This window comes from Rhizobium sp. BK008, from assembly GCF_014197345.1.
GTDB lineage: Bacteria > Pseudomonadota > Alphaproteobacteria > Rhizobiales > Rhizobiaceae > Rhizobium > Rhizobium anhuiense.
Window position 1 is genome coordinate 203661 of the sequence record NZ_JACIFK010000002.1, and the last position, 15498, is coordinate 219158.

A 15498-nucleotide genomic window follows, 5' to 3' on the forward strand; every position below is an offset into this window, starting at 1 on the left:
CGCGCCCCTTTTCGTTGACGGTATCGCTCATCAAAACGCAGCTTGTCAATCGAAAACGATCAAATTCGATTATTGTGCAGCGCAATATGAAAATTCATGATCGTTTTTGATTGACACATTGTCATATGTGGGAAATAAACGATTGAAGGAGGAGCCCCATGCACGAACGCGAACGCCATCGCATTATTCTGAGCGCCGTTCAGGAAAAGTCCGTCGTGACGGTTCAGGATATTTCCGAACTGACCGAGGCTTCCGAGGCGACGATCCGGCGCGACATCGCGGCTCTTCATGTCCAGGGCAAGATCCGGCGCGTGCGCGGCGGCGCCGAGGCGGTGCATCCGCCGCAGCTCGGCAATCTTGCCGGGCGCCCTTTCCGTGTTTCGGAATCGGTCAACATCGACAAGAAACGCGCAATCGCCCGGCAGGCCGTCGAGCTTTGCGATCCGGGTGACGCGATCATCATCAATGGCGGCACGACCACCTTCCAGATGGTGCATTTCATGGCGGCGCACCGCCTGCAGGTGATGACCAATTCCTTCGCGATCGCCGAACATCTGGTCAAGCATTCGAAGAACACGGTGACGGTGCCGGGCGGCGCGATCTATCGCGAGCAGAGCCTGATCCTCTCCCCCTTCGACAATGACGCGATCCGCAATTTCTATGCCCGCCGTTTCTTCATCGGCGCGCAGGGTATCGGCCCGCTCGGCATCATGGAAGCCGACGCGCTGATCATCCAGAGCGAACAGAAGCTGATGCATCAGGCCGACGAATTGGTCGTCATGGCCGATTCCAGCAAGTTCCATCGCCGCTCGAGCCTCATTCTGTGCCCGCTCGAGCGTGTGTCGACTGTGATCACCGATGACGGCATTCCGGAGGAAGCCGCCAGGATGATCGAAAATGCCGGCATCAGGCTCATTGTCGCGAGCCCGGTCGCCCAGGCAATCAAGGAGGATTCCTCGTCGGTCGCATGAGGCGCCGGCCAGGTGTGAAGAGTGTCAATCAAGTGGGAGGATGAAAGCATGAAACTCGCAAAGAAACTCGCAATCGGCGTGGCATTTGCCGTCGCCATGATGGCGGGAACGGCCAGCGCCGCCGACATCAAGATCGGCCTCGTCGTCAAGTCGCTCGGCAACGGCTTCTTCGATGCCGCCAACAAGGGCGCGCAGGAAGCCGCCAAGGAACTCGGCGGTGTCGAGGTCATCTATACCGGTCCGACGTCGACGACGGCCGAAGGCCAGATCGAAGTCATCAATTCGCTGATCGCCCAGGGCGTCAACGCCATCGCCGTTTCGGCCAATGATCCTGACGCGCTCGTTCCGGCGCTGAAGAAGGCGGCGCAACGCGGCATCAAGGTGATCTCCTGGGATTCGGGCGTCGCGCCTGAAGGCCGTATCCTGCAGCTCAACCCGTCGTCCAACGAGCTGATCGGCAAGATGTGCCTGACGCTCGCCAAGGACCATCTCGACGGCGGCAAGGGCGACTTCGCCATCCTGTCGGCAACGACCACCTCGACCAACCAGAACATCTGGATCGACCAGATGAAGAAGCAGCTCAAGGATTTCCCGGGCCTCAACCTCGTCACGACAGTTTATGGCGACGACCTCTCGGACAAGTCCTATCGTGAAGCCGAAGGCCTGTTGAAGTCGAACCCGAACGTCAAGGTCATCGTCGCTCCGACGACGGTCGGCGTTCTCGCTGCTTCGAAGGTCGTCGAAGACAAGGGCCTTGTCGGCAAGGTCTACGTCACCGGCCTCGGTCTGCCTTCCGAAATGGCCGGCGCGATCAAGTCGGGAGCCACGAAGGAATTCGCCATCTGGAACCCGATCGACCTCGGCTACTCCGCAACGCAGATCGCCTATCGCCTCGTCAAGGGCGAAACCGACGGCAAGCCGGGCAGCGAGATCGAAGTCGGCCGCATGGGCAAGATCAAGGTCGGCGACAACGGCGAAGCCGCCATGGCCGATCCCTTTGTCTACAATGCTTCGAACATCGACCAGTTCTCCAAGGTCTTCTGATCCGGAGCGACGCATAAAAGCCCGGCGGCTCGATGGCCGCCGGGATTCTCATTCGACACTGGTAGAAGCTTGATGAACGCCGCCTTTCAACAAACCGCCACGGACAGCAAAACCGGTGATGCGCCAGCCATTCTGGAAATGCGCGGCATCTCCCAGATCTTCCCGGGCGTGAAGGCGCTCGACAATGTCAGCATCGCGCTGCATCCCGGCACGGTAACGGCGCTGATCGGCGAAAACGGTGCCGGCAAATCGACGCTCGTCAAGATCCTGACCGGCATCTACCGGCCGAATGAAGGCGAGATCCTCGTCGACGGCCGGCCGGTAACCTTTGCCAGCGCCCAGGCCGCGATCGATGCCGGCGTCACCGCCATCCATCAGGAAACCGTGCTGTTCGACGAGCTGACGGTTGCCGAAAACATCTTCCTCGGCCATGCGCCGCGCACACGTTGGCGCACCATAGATTGGCAGACGATGAACAGCCGCGCCAAGGCGCTGCTGACCGCGCTCGAAAGCAATATCGATCCGACGATCCGGCTGAAGGACCTCTCGATCGCGCAGCGCCATCTGGTGGCGATTGCGCGTGCGCTGTCGATCGAGGCCTGCATCGTCATCATGGACGAACCGACGGCAGCCCTTTCCCGCAAGGAGATCGACGATCTCTTCCGCATCGTCCGGGGCCTGAAGGAACAGGGCAAGGCGATCCTGTTCATCAGCCACAAGTTCGACGAGGTTTACGAGATCGCCGACGACTTCGTCGTCTTCCGCGACGGCCGCGCCGTCGGCCAGGGCCGGCTCAAGGAGACGCCGCAGGACGAGATCGTCCGCATGATGGTCGGCCGCGACGTCGAAAACGCCTTTCCGAAGATCGATGTCGCCATTGGCGGCCCGGTTCTCGAGATCAGTCATTACAGCCACCGCACCGAATTCCGCGACATCTCCTTCACCCTGCGCCAGGGCGAGATTCTCGGCATATACGGCCTGATCGGCGCCGGCCGCTCGGAACTGTCGCAATCGCTCTTCGGCATCACCAGGCCGCTCTCCGGCAAGATGATGCTCGAAGGCCGCGAGATCACCATCCATTCGCCGCAGGATGCGATCCGCGCCGGCATCGTTTACGTGCCGGAGGAACGCGGCCGCCATGGACTGGCGCTGCCGATGCCGATCTTCCAGAACATGACACTGCCGTCACTGGCCCGCACCTCGCGCCGGGGTTTCCTCAGGGCGGCCGAAGAATTCGCGCTCGCCCGCAAATATGCCGAGCGGCTGGATTTGCGCGCCGCGGCCCTTTCCGTGCCGGTCGGCACGCTGTCGGGCGGCAACCAGCAGAAGGTCGTCATCGGCAAATGGCTGGCGACCGCGCCGAAGGTCATCATCCTCGACGAACCCACCAAGGGCATCGATATCGGCTCGAAGGCGGCCGTGCACGGCTTCATCAGCGAACTCGCCGCCGAGGGCCTGTCGATCATCATGGTCTCATCCGAACTGCCCGAAATCATCGGCATGTCGGACCGCGTGCTGGTGATGAAGGAAGGCCTGTCTGCCGGAATTTTCGAACGCGCCGAACTGTCACCGGAAGCGCTGGTGCGCGCCGCCACCGGCAATGCATGAGGTAGACACATGGCAAGACTGATCAGAAAACGCGAAACCCTGCTCTTCGCCATCATCGTCGTGATGATCGCGATCTTTTCGACGCGCGCTGCCGATTTCGCAACGCCGGAGAATCTCGCCGGCATTTTCAACGATACCTCCATCCTGATCATCCTGGCGCTGGCGCAGATGACGGTCATCCTGACGAAATCGATCGACCTGTCGGTTGCCGCCAACCTCGCCTTCACCGGCATGGCGATCGCGATGATGAATGCCGCCTATCCCGACCTGCCGCTCGTCCTGCTCATCCTTGCCGCGATCGTCATTGGCGCCTGCCTCGGCGCCATCAACGGCTTTCTTGTCTGGGCGCTCGAAATTCCGCCGATCGTCGTCACGCTCGGCACGCTCACCATCTATCGCGGCATGGCCTTCGTGCTGTCGGGCGGGGCGTGGGTCAACGCCCATCAGATGACGCCGGTCTTCCTGTCGGTGCCGCGCACGCCGATCCTCGGCCTACCCGTCCTCGGCTGGGTGGGCATCGTTATCGTGCTCCTGATGTATGTCCTGCTCCGATATACCCAGTTTGGCCGCTCGGCCTATGCGACCGGCGGCAATCCGACCGCGGCCGTCTATGCCGGCATCGATACGGGCTGGACGAAATTCCTCGCCTTCGTCCTGTCGGGCGCGCTCGCCGGCCTGGCGAGCTATCTCTGGGTATCGCGTTATGCCGTCGCCTATGTCGATATCGCCAACGGCTTCGAACTCGACAGCGTCGCGGCCTGCGTCATCGGCGGCATCTCGATTGCCGGCGGTGTCGGGTCGGTCGCCGGCACCGTGCTCGGCGCACTTTTCCTCGGCGTCATCAAGAATGCGCTGCCGGTGATCGGCATTTCACCCTTCACGCAGATGGCGATCTCCGGAACCGTCATCATTCTCGCCGTCGCCTTCAATGCTCGGCGCGAGCGCAACGGCGGCCGCATCATCCTGCGCGACCGCGCGGCAGCCGAGGTCAGAACGGAGGCAGCAGCATGAGCACCGTGTCCACACATGAAAAGCGGGTCATTCCCGACCGCCTCGGCACACCCTTCCGCCGCATCCTTGCAAGCTGGGAAGTGCTGCTCTTTGCGGTCGCCGTCCTGATCTTCATCTTCAATTCCTTGGCCTCGCCCTATTTCCTCGATGCCTGGAACCTTTCGGACGCCACCTTCAACTTTACCGAAAAGGCGATGATCGCCTTCGCCATGGCACTGCTGGTCATCGCTGGCGAAATCGACCTCTCGGTCGCCGCGATCATCGCGCTCGCCTCGACGGCGATGGGCGCGGCGGCGCAAGTCGGGATCGGCACGCCGGGCCTGGTCGCGATTGGCATCGGCACCGGTCTTGCCTGCGGCACCTTCAACGGCGTGCTGGTCTCGGTGCTGAAACTGCCGTCGATCGTCGTCACCATCGGCACGATGAGCCTGTTCCGCGGCATTTCCTATATCGTGCTCGGCGACCAGGCCTATGGCAAATACCCGGCCGATTTTGCCTATTTCGGCCAGGGTTATGTCGTCTGGGTGTTCTCCTTCGAATTCGTGCTCTTCATCGTGCTGGCGATCCTCTTCGCCATCCTCTTGCATGCGACGAATTTCGGCCGGCAGGTCTATGCGATCGGCAATAACGACTTCGCCGCCCGCTTCTCCGGCATCCCGGTCGAGCGCGTCAAATTCATCCTCTTCCTGCTGACCGGCGTCATGAGCGGCGTCGCCGCCGTCTGCCTGACCTCGCGCCTCGGCTCGACCCGGCCGTCGATCGCCCAGGGCTGGGAACTCGAGGTCGTCACCATGGTCGTGCTCGGCGGTATCTCGATCCTCGGTGGCTCCGGCACGATCGGCGGCGTCGTCATCGCCGCCTTCGTCATGGGCCTCGTCACCTTCGGCCTCGGCCTCTTGAACGTGCCCGGCATCGTCATGTCGATCTTCATCGGCCTGCTTCTGATCATCACCATCGCCATCCCGATCATCGCCCGCCGCGTCAAGCTCATGAGTTCCCGATGACAGCAGAAAAACACGCCTTCAAGATGCAGCTCCATCCCGGCATGGAAGCCGAATACCGCAGGCGGCATGACGAGATCTGGCCGGAACTGGTCGATCTCCTGCACAAGTCCGGCGCCAGCGACTATTCCATCCATCTCGACCGCGAGACCAACACGCTGTTCGGCGTGCTGACGCGGCCGGCCGACCATACGATGGCGAGCCTGCCGGACCACCCTGTGATGAAGAAATGGTGGGCCCATATGGCCGATATCATGGCGACGAATCCGGATAATTCGCCCGTGCAAAGCGACCTCGTCACCCTCTTCCATATGCCATGAACGCCCCCTCCTATCACCGCATCGCCGTCCTCGACATCGGCAAGACCAATGCCAAGGTCGTCGTGCTCGACAGCGAGACCGGCGCCGAAATCGCCGTGCTGAAGCGGCCGAACATCGCGATCAAAACCGGTCTCTATCCGCACTACGATATAGAGGCGCTCTGGTCCTTCGCCCTCGATGCGCTGAAGAGCCTTGCGCGTGAGCCGGGCTTCGACGCCATTTCGATCACCACCCATGGTGCTTCCGCAGCACTCCTTGCCCGGGACGGCGCGCTTGCCATGCCTGTTATCGACTACGAGCACGAATATCCGCAGGAGATCCGCGATGCCTATACGGCGTTGCGTCCCACCTTCGACGAAACCTTCTCGCCGCGCCTTGCGATGGGCCTCAATGTCGGCGCGCAGCTGCACTACCAGAAGACCGCCTTTCCCGAGGAATTCGCTAAAGCTGCGACCATCCTCACCTATGCGCAATATTGGACGGCGCGGTTGACGGGTGTTGCCGCCAATGAGCTGACCTCGCTCGGCTGCCATACCGATCTGTGGAACCCGAGAGTCGGCAGCTATTCCTCACTCGTCGACAGGCTCGGGATCCGCGACCTGATGGCGCCGATCCGCTCCGCCTTCGATGCGCTCGGCCCGGTCCTGCCCGAGGTCGCCGCAGAACTCGGCCTTGCCGCACCCGTGCCGGTCTATTGCGGCATTCACGATTCAAATGCCTCGCTGCTGCCGCATCTGGTCCATCGGGAGGCGCCCTTCGCCGTCGTCTCCACCGGCACATGGGTGATCAATTTCGGCGTCGGCGGCGATCTCGACCATCTCGACCCCAACCGCGATGCGCTCGCCAATGTCGATGCCTATGGCCGGGCCGTCCCCTCGTCGCGTTTCATGGGCGGCCGGGAATTCGAGATCCTTTCTGCCGAAATCGGCCCAGTCGACGAAAAGGCCGTCCAGGCCGCAATCGGCCCGGTCATCGACAAGGGCATGATGCTCTTGCCGAATATCGCCGCCGGTTCCGGGCCTTTTCCGGGAAAGGCAAGCCGCTGGATCGGCGCCGAAGAGGCAAGCCGCGAGCAGCGCTATGCAACTGCCTGCCTCTATCTCGCTTTGATGACCGATGCCTGCCTCGGGCTGATCGGCGCCAAAGGCCCGGTTATCGTCGAAGGGCCCTTTGCCCTGAATGGCACCTATCTCAAGCTGCTCGCCGCCCTAACCGGTCGTGAAGTCATGGCCCTTCCGGGCTCGACCGGCACCAGCCAGGGGGCGGCCCTTCTGAGCGGCATCCGGCCGGCGTCGGGTGCCGAAACGCATATTCCGCCGACCGATATCCCGGGTCTGGCCGCCTATCGCACCCACTGGTACGCGGCGACGGAATAGGAGCTTTTCCAAGAACGGACCTTGTTCATCCCTGTCTTGTGGTTAGTGTGCACCTCGAAAATCAGGTCGAGGAGATAGCATGACAGAGACATTCGATCCGCGCGCCCTTGCAGCCAGGCTTCACGGCCTGCACCAGGCCGGTCACCAGGAGGCAACGAGCACTTTCGCGCTGCCAGCCGATCTGCATCAGGCGATGGAGGTGCAGAATTTGCTGGCCGCCGCAGACGGCGTTTCCAGCAATGCCTGGAAGGTGACGGTCTCGCCGCAGGGCCAAGCGGTCGCTGCTCCGCTGCATCCCTATGCCGAAGCCGTTTCGGGCGCTGATATTCCCTGGTATCCGGGCCTGAAATTCGAGACCGAGATCGCGGTGCGCCTCGGCAGCGACCTGCCGATCCGCGCGGGCACAGCCTACAGCCGCACCGAAGTGGTCGGGGCGATCTCCGCTGTCCATCTCGGCGCCGAGCTGCTGGTCAGCGCCGTCAGCGAGAGCGGCAGCGTTTCGTTTCTGCTGTTCGTCGCCGACCGCCTCGGCAATAGCGGCTATGTGCTCGGTCCGACGCTCGAAAAAAGCGTCGTCGACACCGTCGGCGGAACGCCGCTCAAGGTCACCCATGCCGGCCGCACGATCTATGATGGCCCGGCGCAGCATCCGAAGGGCGACGTTCTCACCTGGCTGATCGATTACGCCAATGACGGTTTGCGCCCCGAGACATCGCTGAAGGCAGGCGCGCTCATCACGACGGGCACGTTGAGCGGCGCGATCGAACTGACCGAACCCGGCGACATCGACATCCTGCTCGGTGACGCCAGGCTCAGCTTCTCGGTGTCGAAGGATTGATTGACCGCGGTGCCTAAGCCTTCTCGCGAAACATCTCAATGATCGCGGAAAAATCCTTTCCGCCATTGCCCAGCTTCTCGAAGAGCGCAAAAAGCTGTGCTGCTTCCGCGCCGAGTGGCGTGGAAGCGCCGCTCGTCAGCGCCGCTTCCTGGGAGAGTCTCAGATCCTTCAGCATCAAAGCCGCGGCAAAGCCCGGCTTATAGCCGTTGTTCGCGGGCGAGGTCGGCACCGGCCCCGGAACCGGGCAATAGGTATTGAGCGACCAGCATTGGCCCGACGAGGTCGAGGCGACGTCGAACAGTGCCTGATGCGAAAGCCCGAGCTTCTCGGCAAGCACGAAACCCTCGCAGACGCCGATCATCGAAATGCCGAGGATCATGTTGTTGCAGATCTTCGCCGCCTGGCCGGCGCCGGCCTCACCGCAATGGACGATCTTCTTTCCCATCGCCTCCAGGATCGGCTTTGCCTTGGTGAAGGCCTCTTCCGCGCCGCCGGCCATGAAGGTCAACGTGCCGGCGGTCGCCCCGCCGGTACCGCCGGAGACGGGGGCGTCGAGCGACAGGCAGCTGGCGGCCTTGGCCATCTCATGCGCCTTGCGGCTGCTTTCGACATCGATTGTGGAGCAATCGATGACCAGCGTGCCTTGCGCAGCCGACTGCAGGATATCGGCCCAGGCCGTCAGCACATGTTTGCCCTGTGGCAGCATTGATATGACGATGTCGGCGTCCTTGACCGCCTGGCTGGCATGGCTAGCCGGCTTGACCCCGCTCTCCTCGGCCGCCTTCAGCACCGACGCCGCGAGATCGAAGCCGAGGACCTCGTGACCTGATTTGACCAGATTGGCCGCCATCGGCCCGCCCATGTTGCCAAGCCCGATGAATGCGATCCTTGCCATGGTCTTCTCCTATCGATTGTCTTCGAGGATCATCGCTGCCGCCTTTTCGGCGATCATGATCGTCGGCGAATTGGTGTTGCCCGAGGTGATCGACGGCATCACCGAGGCGTCGGCGATCCTGAGCTTGCCGAGCGCCCGGAATTTCAGCCTGGGATCGACGACGCTGTCCCTGTCGGCGCCCATGCGGCAGGTGCCGACGGGATGGAAGATCGTCGTCCCGATATCGCCCGCCGCCCGCTCCAGATCGGCCTCCGTCTGATAGCTCGGCCCCGGCTTGAATTCTTCCGGCCTGAAACGGGCAAAGGAAGGCTGCGCGACGATCTTGCGCGTCAACCGTATAGAACGGACAGCTATGTCACGATCGCGCTGCGTCGAGAGGTATTTCGGACTGATCGTCGGCTGGGCGGCAAAATCCGGGCTCGACAGATGCACCGAACCCCGGCTTTCCGGCCGGAGATTACAGACGCTCGCAGTGATCGCCGGGAAAGGATGGACGGGATCGCCGAACTTATCCAGCGAGACCGGCTGCACGTGATATTGCAGATCCGGCGTTTCCCGGTCCGGGCCGGAGCGGGTGAAGATGCCGAGCTGGCTCGGCGCCATCGCCATCGGCCCGGAGCGGCGCACGAGATATTCAAGCCCGATCGCCGCCTTGCCGATCAGCTTCGTCGCCTTCTCGTTCAGTGTCGGAACACCCGTCACCCTATAGGCGAGACGCAGCTGCAGATGATCCTGCAGGTTCTCGCCGACACCCTTCACTTCCGCGACGACATCGACGCCGGCTTGGCTGAGAACCTCGCCCCTGCCGATACCGGACAGTTCCAGGATATGCGGCGAGCCGATCGAACCGGCTGAAAGGACGGTTTCTTTGGCGGCATAGGCGCGCTTCGCCTCACCGCGATGCTGGAATTCGACGCCGGCAACGGCGCCTTCCTCCACCAGCAGCCGTCGGACCTGCGCCTTGGTGAGCACCGTCAGGTTGGAGCGCTTCATCGCCGGGCGCAGGAAGGCCTTCGAGGTGTTCCAACGAATGCCGGAACGCTGATTGACGTCGAAATAGCCGGACCCTTCGTTGCTGCCGCGGTTGAAATCCGCGATCTCCGGGATGCCCGCTTCCCTGGCCGCCTGTTGGAAGGCATCGAGCACGGCCCAGCGCACACGCGCCTTCTCGATGCGCCATTCGCCGCCGGCGCCATGCATCTCGTCTTCGCCGCGATAAAAATCCTCGGACTTGCGGAAGAAGGGCAGCACATCGTCCCAGCCCCAGCCGCTGCAGCCCATCTGCCGCCAGAGGTCGTAGTCGCGCGCCTGACCGCGCATGTAGATCATGCCGTTGATCGACGAACAGCCGCCGAGCACCTTGCCACGCGGATAGTTCAGCGCCCGGCCATTCAGACCGGCTTCCGGCGCAGTGGTGAAGCACCAGTCGGTGCGCGGATTGTTGATGCAATAGAGATAACCGACCGGAATATGGATCCAGTGGTAGTTGTCGCTGCCGCCGGCTTCGAGCAGCAGCACCCGGCTCCGGCCATCGGCGGACAGCCGGTTTGCGAGCACGCAGCCGGCGCTGCCTGCCCCGATGATGATGTAGTCGTAACGATCCATGTGCCCTGCACGAAACTCCAGATGCTTGCCGCTTCCCCCTCCCCGCAGGGGAGAGGAAGAGTCGCAGCGCCGCCGCCCGTCTCCTTTCCCGGGAAAGAGGGATTCTTTCCTGGAAAAAGAGAGGTCCGCCCGTTCAGCGGCGATAGACGAAGCCCAGTTTCCGCCCCAGCCGCGAGGCGTAGAATTCACCGATGATGCCGCGGCGGAAGATCAGCACGCAGACCATGAAGACGATGCCGGTGATGATCGTCACCGGGAATTCCGAGGTGGCCAGGTAGTTTTCCAGCGCCACCACCAACCCGGCGCCGAAGAGCGGGCCGATCAGCGTGCCGATGCCACCGAGCAGCGTCATCAGGATCACCTCGCCCGACATCTGCCAGGCAACGTCGGTCAGCGTTGCGAACTGGAAGACAATCGATTTGACAGCACCCGCGAGCCCCGCAAGCGCTGCCGACATGACGAAGGCGCCGAGCTTGTAGCGCGCCACGGAATAACCGAGCGAGATCGCCCGCTGCTCGTTTTCGCGGATCGATTTCAAGATCATGCCGAAGGGTGAGTTGATGAAACGCCAGATGATCAAGACGCCAATGATGAAAACAGCCAGCACGAAATAATACATGTTGGTCGAGCTGTTCAGATCGATGAAACCGAAGAGATGGCCCCGCGGCACGGACTGGATGCCGTCCTCGCCCTCGGTGAACTCCGCCTGCAGGCAGAAGAAGAAGAACATCTGCGACAGCGCCAGCGTGATCATCGCAAAATAGATGCCCTGGCGGCGGATGGCGAAGAAGCCCATGACCAGGCCGAGAAACGCCGCACCCACCACCCCGATCAGAATGCCGAGTTCCGGCGGCAGGCCCCATGTCTTCACCGTGTAGGCGGTGAAATAGGCCGCTCCCCCGAAGAAGGTGGCATGGCCGAAGGAAAGCAGGCCGGTATAGCCGAGCAGCAGGTTGAAGGCGCAGGCAAAGAGCGCGAAGCAGAGCAGCTTCATCAGGAAGATCGGATAGAAGAAGAACGGCGCCAAGAGCAGGAGCAGCAGCCCCGCCAACAGGAAACCCGCCTGCACCGACAGAGCGGTTCGGTTTTTTTCCGTTCGGATGGTTTCGGTGATGTCAGCCATGTCAAGCATCCCGTCCGAAGAGGCCCGCGGGCCTGATGAGAAGCACGATCGCCATGATGACGAAGATCACGATGTTGGAAGCCTCGGGATAGAAGACCTTGGTCAGACCCTCGGCGATGCCGAGCACATAACCGGTGATGATCGCGCCCATGATCGATCCCATGCCGCCGACGACGACCACGGCGAAGACGACGATGATCATGTTCGATCCCATCAGCGGCGAGACCTGGTAGATCGGCGCCGCCAGCACGCCGGCAAAGGCGGCAAGACCGGCGCCGAGCGCGTAGGTGAGCGTCAAGAGCACCGGCACGTTGACGCCGAACACCTGCACCAGCACGGCGTTTTCCGTGGCGGCCCTGAGATAGGCGCCGAGCTTGGTCTTCTCGATCAGCAGCCAGGTGCCGAGGCAGACGACGAGAGAGACGACGACCACCCAGCCGCGATAGATCGGCAGGAACATGAAGCCGAGATTGGCCCCGCCGGCAAGCGCTGCCGGCGTCGCATAGGGCTGGCCGGAAGAGCCGTAGAGATAGCGGAAGGTGCCCTCGACCGCGAGCGCCAGCCCGAAGGTGAAGAGCAGGCCGTAGAGCGGATCGAGATCATAGAGCCGGCGCAGGAACAGCCGCTCGATGATGGCACCGGCAAGGCCGACGATGACGGGCGCCACGATCAATGACGGCCAGTAGCCGATGCCGGCATAGGTCAGCAAGAGGTAGGCGACGAAGGCGCCGAGCATATATTGCGCACCATGGGCGAAGTTGATCACCCGTAGCAGGCCGAAGATGATGGCGAGGCCGAGGCTGAGCAGCGCATAGAACGAACCGTTGATCAGGCCGATCAGCAGCTGGCCGAACAGCGCCTGCAGGGGAATGCCGAAGATCATCGTCATCTGGTCACACTCCCAGAACCTTGTGCAGCGTGTCCATGCGCTGCGGCAGTTCACCGACCGGGAATTCCGACACCATCTGCCCATGATCCATCAGATAGAAGCGATCGGCAATACGGCTGGCGAAACGGAAATTCTGCTCGACGAGCAGGATCGTCATACCGCGCTCCTTCAGCGTCTTCAGCACCTCGCCGATGCGCTGGACGATAACGGGGGCAAGCCCTTCCGTCGGCTCGTCGAGAATGAGCAGCTTGACGCCGGTACGCAGGATGCGGGCGATCGCCAGCATCTGCTGCTCGCCGCCGGAAAGCTTGGTGCCCGGGCTGCCGCGGCGCTCGTAGAGATTGGGGAAGAGCTCGTAGATTTCGTCGAGCGTCATGCCGCCCTCTGCCACGACAGGCGGCAGCAGCAGGTTTTCCGAAACGGTGAGCGTCGAGAAGATACCCCGCTCCTCCGGCACGAAACCGATGCCTCGATGCGCCGTCTTGTGCAGCGGCACCTGCATCATATCGCTGCCCGCAAAACTGATCTTGCCCTTGCGGGCGCGAACGATGCCGGTGATGGTGCGCAGCGTCGTCGTCTTGCCGACGCCATTGCGGCCGAGAATGGTGATCGTCTCGCCTTCGGCCACCCGCATGTCGACGCCGTGCAGGACGTGACTTTCGCCGTACCAGGCATTGAGCCCCTGGACTTCGAGGAGAGCGGCCATCAATGCTCCTCCGTGCCCATATAAGCCACGCGGACGCGCTCGTCCTGGCTCACGGTGGCATAGTCGCCCTCGGCGAGGATCTCGCCGCGTTGCAGCACGGTGACGTGCTGGCAGATATTGGCGACGACGGAGAGATTGTGCTCGACCATCAGCACCGCGCGCTCGCGGGCAACCTCGCGGATGATGGATGAGACAACGCCGACATCCTCCAGCCCCATGCCGGCCATCGGCTCGTCGAGCAGCAGCACTTTGGGATCGAGCGCCAGCGTGGTGGCGATCTCCAGCACGCGCTTGCGGCCATAGGAAAGATCGGCGGCGATATGATCGCGCTCCTTGGAAAGCCCGACGCTGGCGAGCAGTTGCTCGGCGCGCTCGTTCAGCCGGTCGAGCGCCGACAGAGGCCGCCAGAACTGCGTGGAGAGATTGTTCGGCCGCTGCAGCGCCACCCGCACATTGTCGAGAACGGTGAGGTGTGGAAAGACCGCCGAGATCTGGAAGGAGCGCACCAGTCCCATCCGCGCCACCTTGTCGGGCGGCGTCCCGGTGATGTCGGTGCCCATCAGCGTGATCGTGCCCGATGTCGGCTGCAGGAACTTGGTCAGCAGATTGAAGACCGTGGTCTTGCCGGCGCCGTTCGGGCCGATCAGTGCATGCACGCTGGCGTCATGCACGTCGAGATCGACATTCTTGACGGCCGTGAAGCCGCCGAAATCGCGGCGCAGGCCGCGGGCGGAGAGTACCACCCGCGGCTTTACCTGAGTTTCTATTGCGGAAACCGCCATCGTGCTTACTTCACCAGATCGCAGCCGCTCTTGGCGGGATCGATATAGGCTTCCTTGCCGGGAATGGTGGCGAGCACGTTGAAATAATCCCACGGCTCCTTGCTTTCGGACGGCTTCTTGACCTGCAGCAGGTACATGTCGTGGATCATGCGGCCGTTGGCGCCGACCGTGCCGCCACGGCCGAAGACGTCATCGACCGGCATTTCATGCAGTTGCTTGGCGACGGCTTCCGTTTCGTCGGTGCCAGCCTTCTGCACCGCCTTCAGATATTGCGTCACCGCCGAATAGGTGCCGGCATGGATCATGTTCGGCATCTTGCCGGTGCGGGCGAAGAACTTCTTGGCGAAGGCGCGGCTCTCGTCGTCGCGGTTCCAGTAATAACCTTCCGTCAGCGTCAGCCCCTGCGCCGCCTCGAGCCCGAGGCCGTGCACTTCGGCGAGCGTGAACAGCAACGCCGCCAGATGCTGGCCACCCTGGGTGATGCCGAATTCGGCCGCCTGCTTGATGGCATTCGAGGTGTCGAGGCCGGCATTGGCAAGGCCGATCACCTTGGCGCCGGATGATTGCGCCTGCAGCAGGAAGGACGAGAAGTCCTGGCTCGACAGCGGATGCCGGACGGCGCCGACGACCTTGCCGCCGCTCGCCTTGACGTAATCGCTGGTCTGCTGCTCGAGCGAATAGCCGAAAGCATAGTCGGCGGTCAGGAAGAACCAGCTGTCGCCGCCCTGCTTGACGAGTGCGCCGCCGGTGCCGACGGCGAGCGCATGGGTGTCGTAGGCCCAATGGAAGCCGTAAGGCGAGCAGGCCTTGCCGGTGAGATCGGTCGTCGCCGCACCGGTGACGATATCGATCTTCTTCTTCTCCTTGCCGATCGCCTGCACGGCGAGCGCCACCGACGAAGTCGTCAGTTCCATGATCGCATCCACCTGCTCGGTGTCGTACCACTGGCGGGCGATGTTGGAGGCGATATCCGGCTTGTTCTGGTGGTCGGCATCGACGATCTCAACCGGCACATCGAGCACCTTGCCGCCGAAATCCTCGACCGCCATCTTGGCGGCTTCGACGGAGGACTTGCCGCCGAAATCGGCATAGACACCCGACTGGTCGTTCAGGATGCCGATCTTGACCTTGCCGTCGGTCGCGCTCTGCGCGAGCACTGCGGTGCTGCTCGCAAGCAGAAATGCAACTGATGCAATAAGATTCTTACGCATATTCTCTCCTCCCAGAGATTGGCCAGATTGCGGATCTGTTCAAATTTGGCCAGCCGCACTCCTCAGAACGACGGACCCTCACCTTACGATCACGGAAATTCCGCCCTGAGGCAACGGG

The 15498-nt window shown here is 62.5% G+C and carries 15 protein-coding genes; 8 read left to right on the forward strand and 7 right to left on the reverse strand.

Going from position 1 to position 15498, the window contains the following annotated elements:
- The first annotated feature begins 158 nt into the window (after positions 1 to 158).
- The 8 genes from FHT69_RS12435 (at position 159) to FHT69_RS12470 (ending at position 8169) form a co-directional block, all read left to right on the forward strand.
- Positions 159 to 971 carry a DeoR/GlpR family DNA-binding transcription regulator gene (locus tag FHT69_RS12435; protein WP_028755721.1) on the forward strand — a complete coding sequence of 271 codons (813 nt, stop codon included), beginning with the start codon at positions 159 to 161 and terminating at the stop codon, positions 969 to 971.
- Positions 972 to 1019: 48 nt separating this feature from the next.
- Positions 1020 to 2015: a rhamnose ABC transporter substrate-binding protein gene (gene rhaS, locus FHT69_RS12440; RefSeq protein WP_028755720.1), complete on the forward strand. Its 996-nt coding sequence runs from the start codon at positions 1020 to 1022 to the stop codon at positions 2013 to 2015.
- A 72-nt stretch (positions 2016 to 2087) separates the two neighbouring features.
- Entirely contained in the window at positions 2088 to 3623 is a 1536-nt protein-coding gene (locus tag FHT69_RS12445; protein ID WP_183905427.1) for a sugar ABC transporter ATP-binding protein, read from the forward strand.
- Positions 3624 to 3632: 9 nt separating this feature from the next.
- The gene (locus FHT69_RS12450) at positions 3633 to 4634 is read left to right on the forward strand and encodes an ABC transporter permease (protein WP_183905428.1); all 1002 of its coding nucleotides are present in this window, start codon (positions 3633 to 3635) and stop codon (positions 4632 to 4634) included.
- Positions 4631 to 5638: an ABC transporter permease gene (locus FHT69_RS12455; RefSeq protein ID WP_028755717.1), complete on the forward strand. Its 1008-nt coding sequence runs from the start codon at positions 4631 to 4633 to the stop codon at positions 5636 to 5638. The genes FHT69_RS12450 and FHT69_RS12455 overlap by 4 nt, the downstream gene beginning before the upstream one ends.
- The gene (gene rhaM / locus FHT69_RS12460) at positions 5635 to 5955 is read left to right on the forward strand and encodes an L-rhamnose mutarotase (RefSeq protein WP_028755716.1); all 321 of its coding nucleotides are present in this window, start codon (positions 5635 to 5637) and stop codon (positions 5953 to 5955) included. Before FHT69_RS12455 ends, rhaM begins: the two co-directional genes overlap by 4 nt.
- On the forward strand, positions 5952 to 7331 hold the full coding sequence (locus FHT69_RS12465) for an FGGY-family carbohydrate kinase (RefSeq protein WP_183905429.1): 1380 nt from the start codon (positions 5952 to 5954) through the stop codon (positions 7329 to 7331). The genes rhaM and FHT69_RS12465 overlap by 4 nt, the downstream gene beginning before the upstream one ends.
- Before the next feature lie 79 nt (positions 7332 to 7410).
- The gene (locus FHT69_RS12470; protein ID WP_028755714.1) at positions 7411 to 8169 is read left to right on the forward strand and encodes a fumarylacetoacetate hydrolase family protein; all 759 of its coding nucleotides are present in this window, start codon (positions 7411 to 7413) and stop codon (positions 8167 to 8169) included.
- 13 nt (positions 8170 to 8182) lie between these two features.
- Here FHT69_RS12470 and mmsB read toward each other — a convergent pair whose 3' ends face one another.
- The 7 genes from mmsB to FHT69_RS12505 all read right to left on the reverse strand — a co-directional run bounded on the left by mmsB (position 8183) and on the right by FHT69_RS12505 (position 15380).
- Complete coding sequence (gene mmsB / locus FHT69_RS12475) at positions 8183 to 9064, reverse strand: 3-hydroxyisobutyrate dehydrogenase (protein WP_183902975.1); 882 nt, start codon at positions 9062 to 9064, stop codon at positions 8183 to 8185.
- 9 nt (positions 9065 to 9073) lie between these two features.
- A complete protein-coding gene (locus FHT69_RS12480; protein WP_183905430.1) occupies positions 9074 to 10669 on the reverse strand; it encodes a GMC family oxidoreductase in 1596 nt (531 codons plus the stop codon).
- Between the two features lie 133 nt (positions 10670 to 10802).
- Entirely contained in the window at positions 10803 to 11792 is a 990-nt protein-coding gene (locus FHT69_RS12485) for a branched-chain amino acid ABC transporter permease (RefSeq protein ID WP_028755711.1), read from the reverse strand.
- Position 11793: 1 nt separating this feature from the next.
- Positions 11794 to 12681 (reverse strand): branched-chain amino acid ABC transporter permease, encoded by an 888-nt coding sequence (locus FHT69_RS12490; protein WP_047612951.1) that lies wholly within the window; start codon positions 12679 to 12681, stop codon positions 11794 to 11796.
- Between the two features lie 4 nt (positions 12682 to 12685).
- A complete protein-coding gene (locus FHT69_RS12495; protein ID WP_028755709.1) occupies positions 12686 to 13387 on the reverse strand; it encodes an ABC transporter ATP-binding protein in 702 nt (233 codons plus the stop codon).
- Positions 13387 to 14169: an ABC transporter ATP-binding protein gene (locus tag FHT69_RS12500; RefSeq protein WP_047612949.1), complete on the reverse strand. Its 783-nt coding sequence runs from the start codon at positions 14167 to 14169 to the stop codon at positions 13387 to 13389. Before FHT69_RS12500 ends, FHT69_RS12495 begins: the two co-directional genes overlap by 1 nt.
- A gap of 5 nt (positions 14170 to 14174) precedes the next feature.
- Positions 14175 to 15380 carry an ABC transporter substrate-binding protein gene (locus FHT69_RS12505; RefSeq protein WP_028755707.1) on the reverse strand — a complete coding sequence of 402 codons (1206 nt, stop codon included), beginning with the start codon at positions 15378 to 15380 and terminating at the stop codon, positions 14175 to 14177.
- Positions 15381 to 15498: the final 118 nt, after the last annotated feature.

Excerpts from the sequence above, each read along its gene's own strand:
- FHT69_RS12435 (WP_028755721.1), top strand. The coding sequence starts at position 159 with ATGCACGAACGCGAACGCCATCGCATTATTCTGAGCGCCGTTCAGGAA.
- rhaS (WP_028755720.1), top strand. The coding sequence starts at position 1,020 with ATGAAACTCGCAAAGAAACTCGCAATCGGCGTGGCATTTGCCGTCGCC.
- FHT69_RS12445 (WP_183905427.1), top strand. The coding sequence starts at position 2,088 with ATGAACGCCGCCTTTCAACAAACCGCCACGGACAGCAAAACCGGTGAT.
- FHT69_RS12450 (WP_183905428.1), top strand. The coding sequence starts at position 3,633 with ATGGCAAGACTGATCAGAAAACGCGAAACCCTGCTCTTCGCCATCATC.
- FHT69_RS12455 (WP_028755717.1), top strand. The coding sequence starts at position 4,631 with ATGAGCACCGTGTCCACACATGAAAAGCGGGTCATTCCCGACCGCCTC.
- rhaM (WP_028755716.1), top strand. The coding sequence starts at position 5,635 with ATGACAGCAGAAAAACACGCCTTCAAGATGCAGCTCCATCCCGGCATG.
- FHT69_RS12465 (WP_183905429.1), top strand. The coding sequence starts at position 5,952 with ATGAACGCCCCCTCCTATCACCGCATCGCCGTCCTCGACATCGGCAAG.
- FHT69_RS12470 (WP_028755714.1), top strand. The coding sequence starts at position 7,411 with ATGACAGAGACATTCGATCCGCGCGCCCTTGCAGCCAGGCTTCACGGC.
- mmsB (WP_183902975.1), bottom strand. The coding sequence starts at position 9,064 with ATGGCAAGGATCGCATTCATCGGGCTTGGCAACATGGGCGGGCCGATG.
- FHT69_RS12480 (WP_183905430.1), bottom strand. The coding sequence starts at position 10,669 with ATGGATCGTTACGACTACATCATCATCGGGGCAGGCAGCGCCGGCTGC.
- FHT69_RS12485 (WP_028755711.1), bottom strand. The coding sequence starts at position 11,792 with ATGGCTGACATCACCGAAACCATCCGAACGGAAAAAAACCGAACCGCT.
- FHT69_RS12490 (WP_047612951.1), bottom strand. The coding sequence starts at position 12,681 with ATGACGATGATCTTCGGCATTCCCCTGCAGGCGCTGTTCGGCCAGCTG.
- FHT69_RS12495 (WP_028755709.1), bottom strand. The coding sequence starts at position 13,387 with ATGGCCGCTCTCCTCGAAGTCCAGGGGCTCAATGCCTGGTACGGCGAA.
- FHT69_RS12500 (WP_047612949.1), bottom strand. The coding sequence starts at position 14,169 with ATGGCGGTTTCCGCAATAGAAACTCAGGTAAAGCCGCGGGTGGTACTC.
- FHT69_RS12505 (WP_028755707.1), bottom strand. The coding sequence starts at position 15,380 with ATGCGTAAGAATCTTATTGCATCAGTTGCATTTCTGCTTGCGAGCAGC.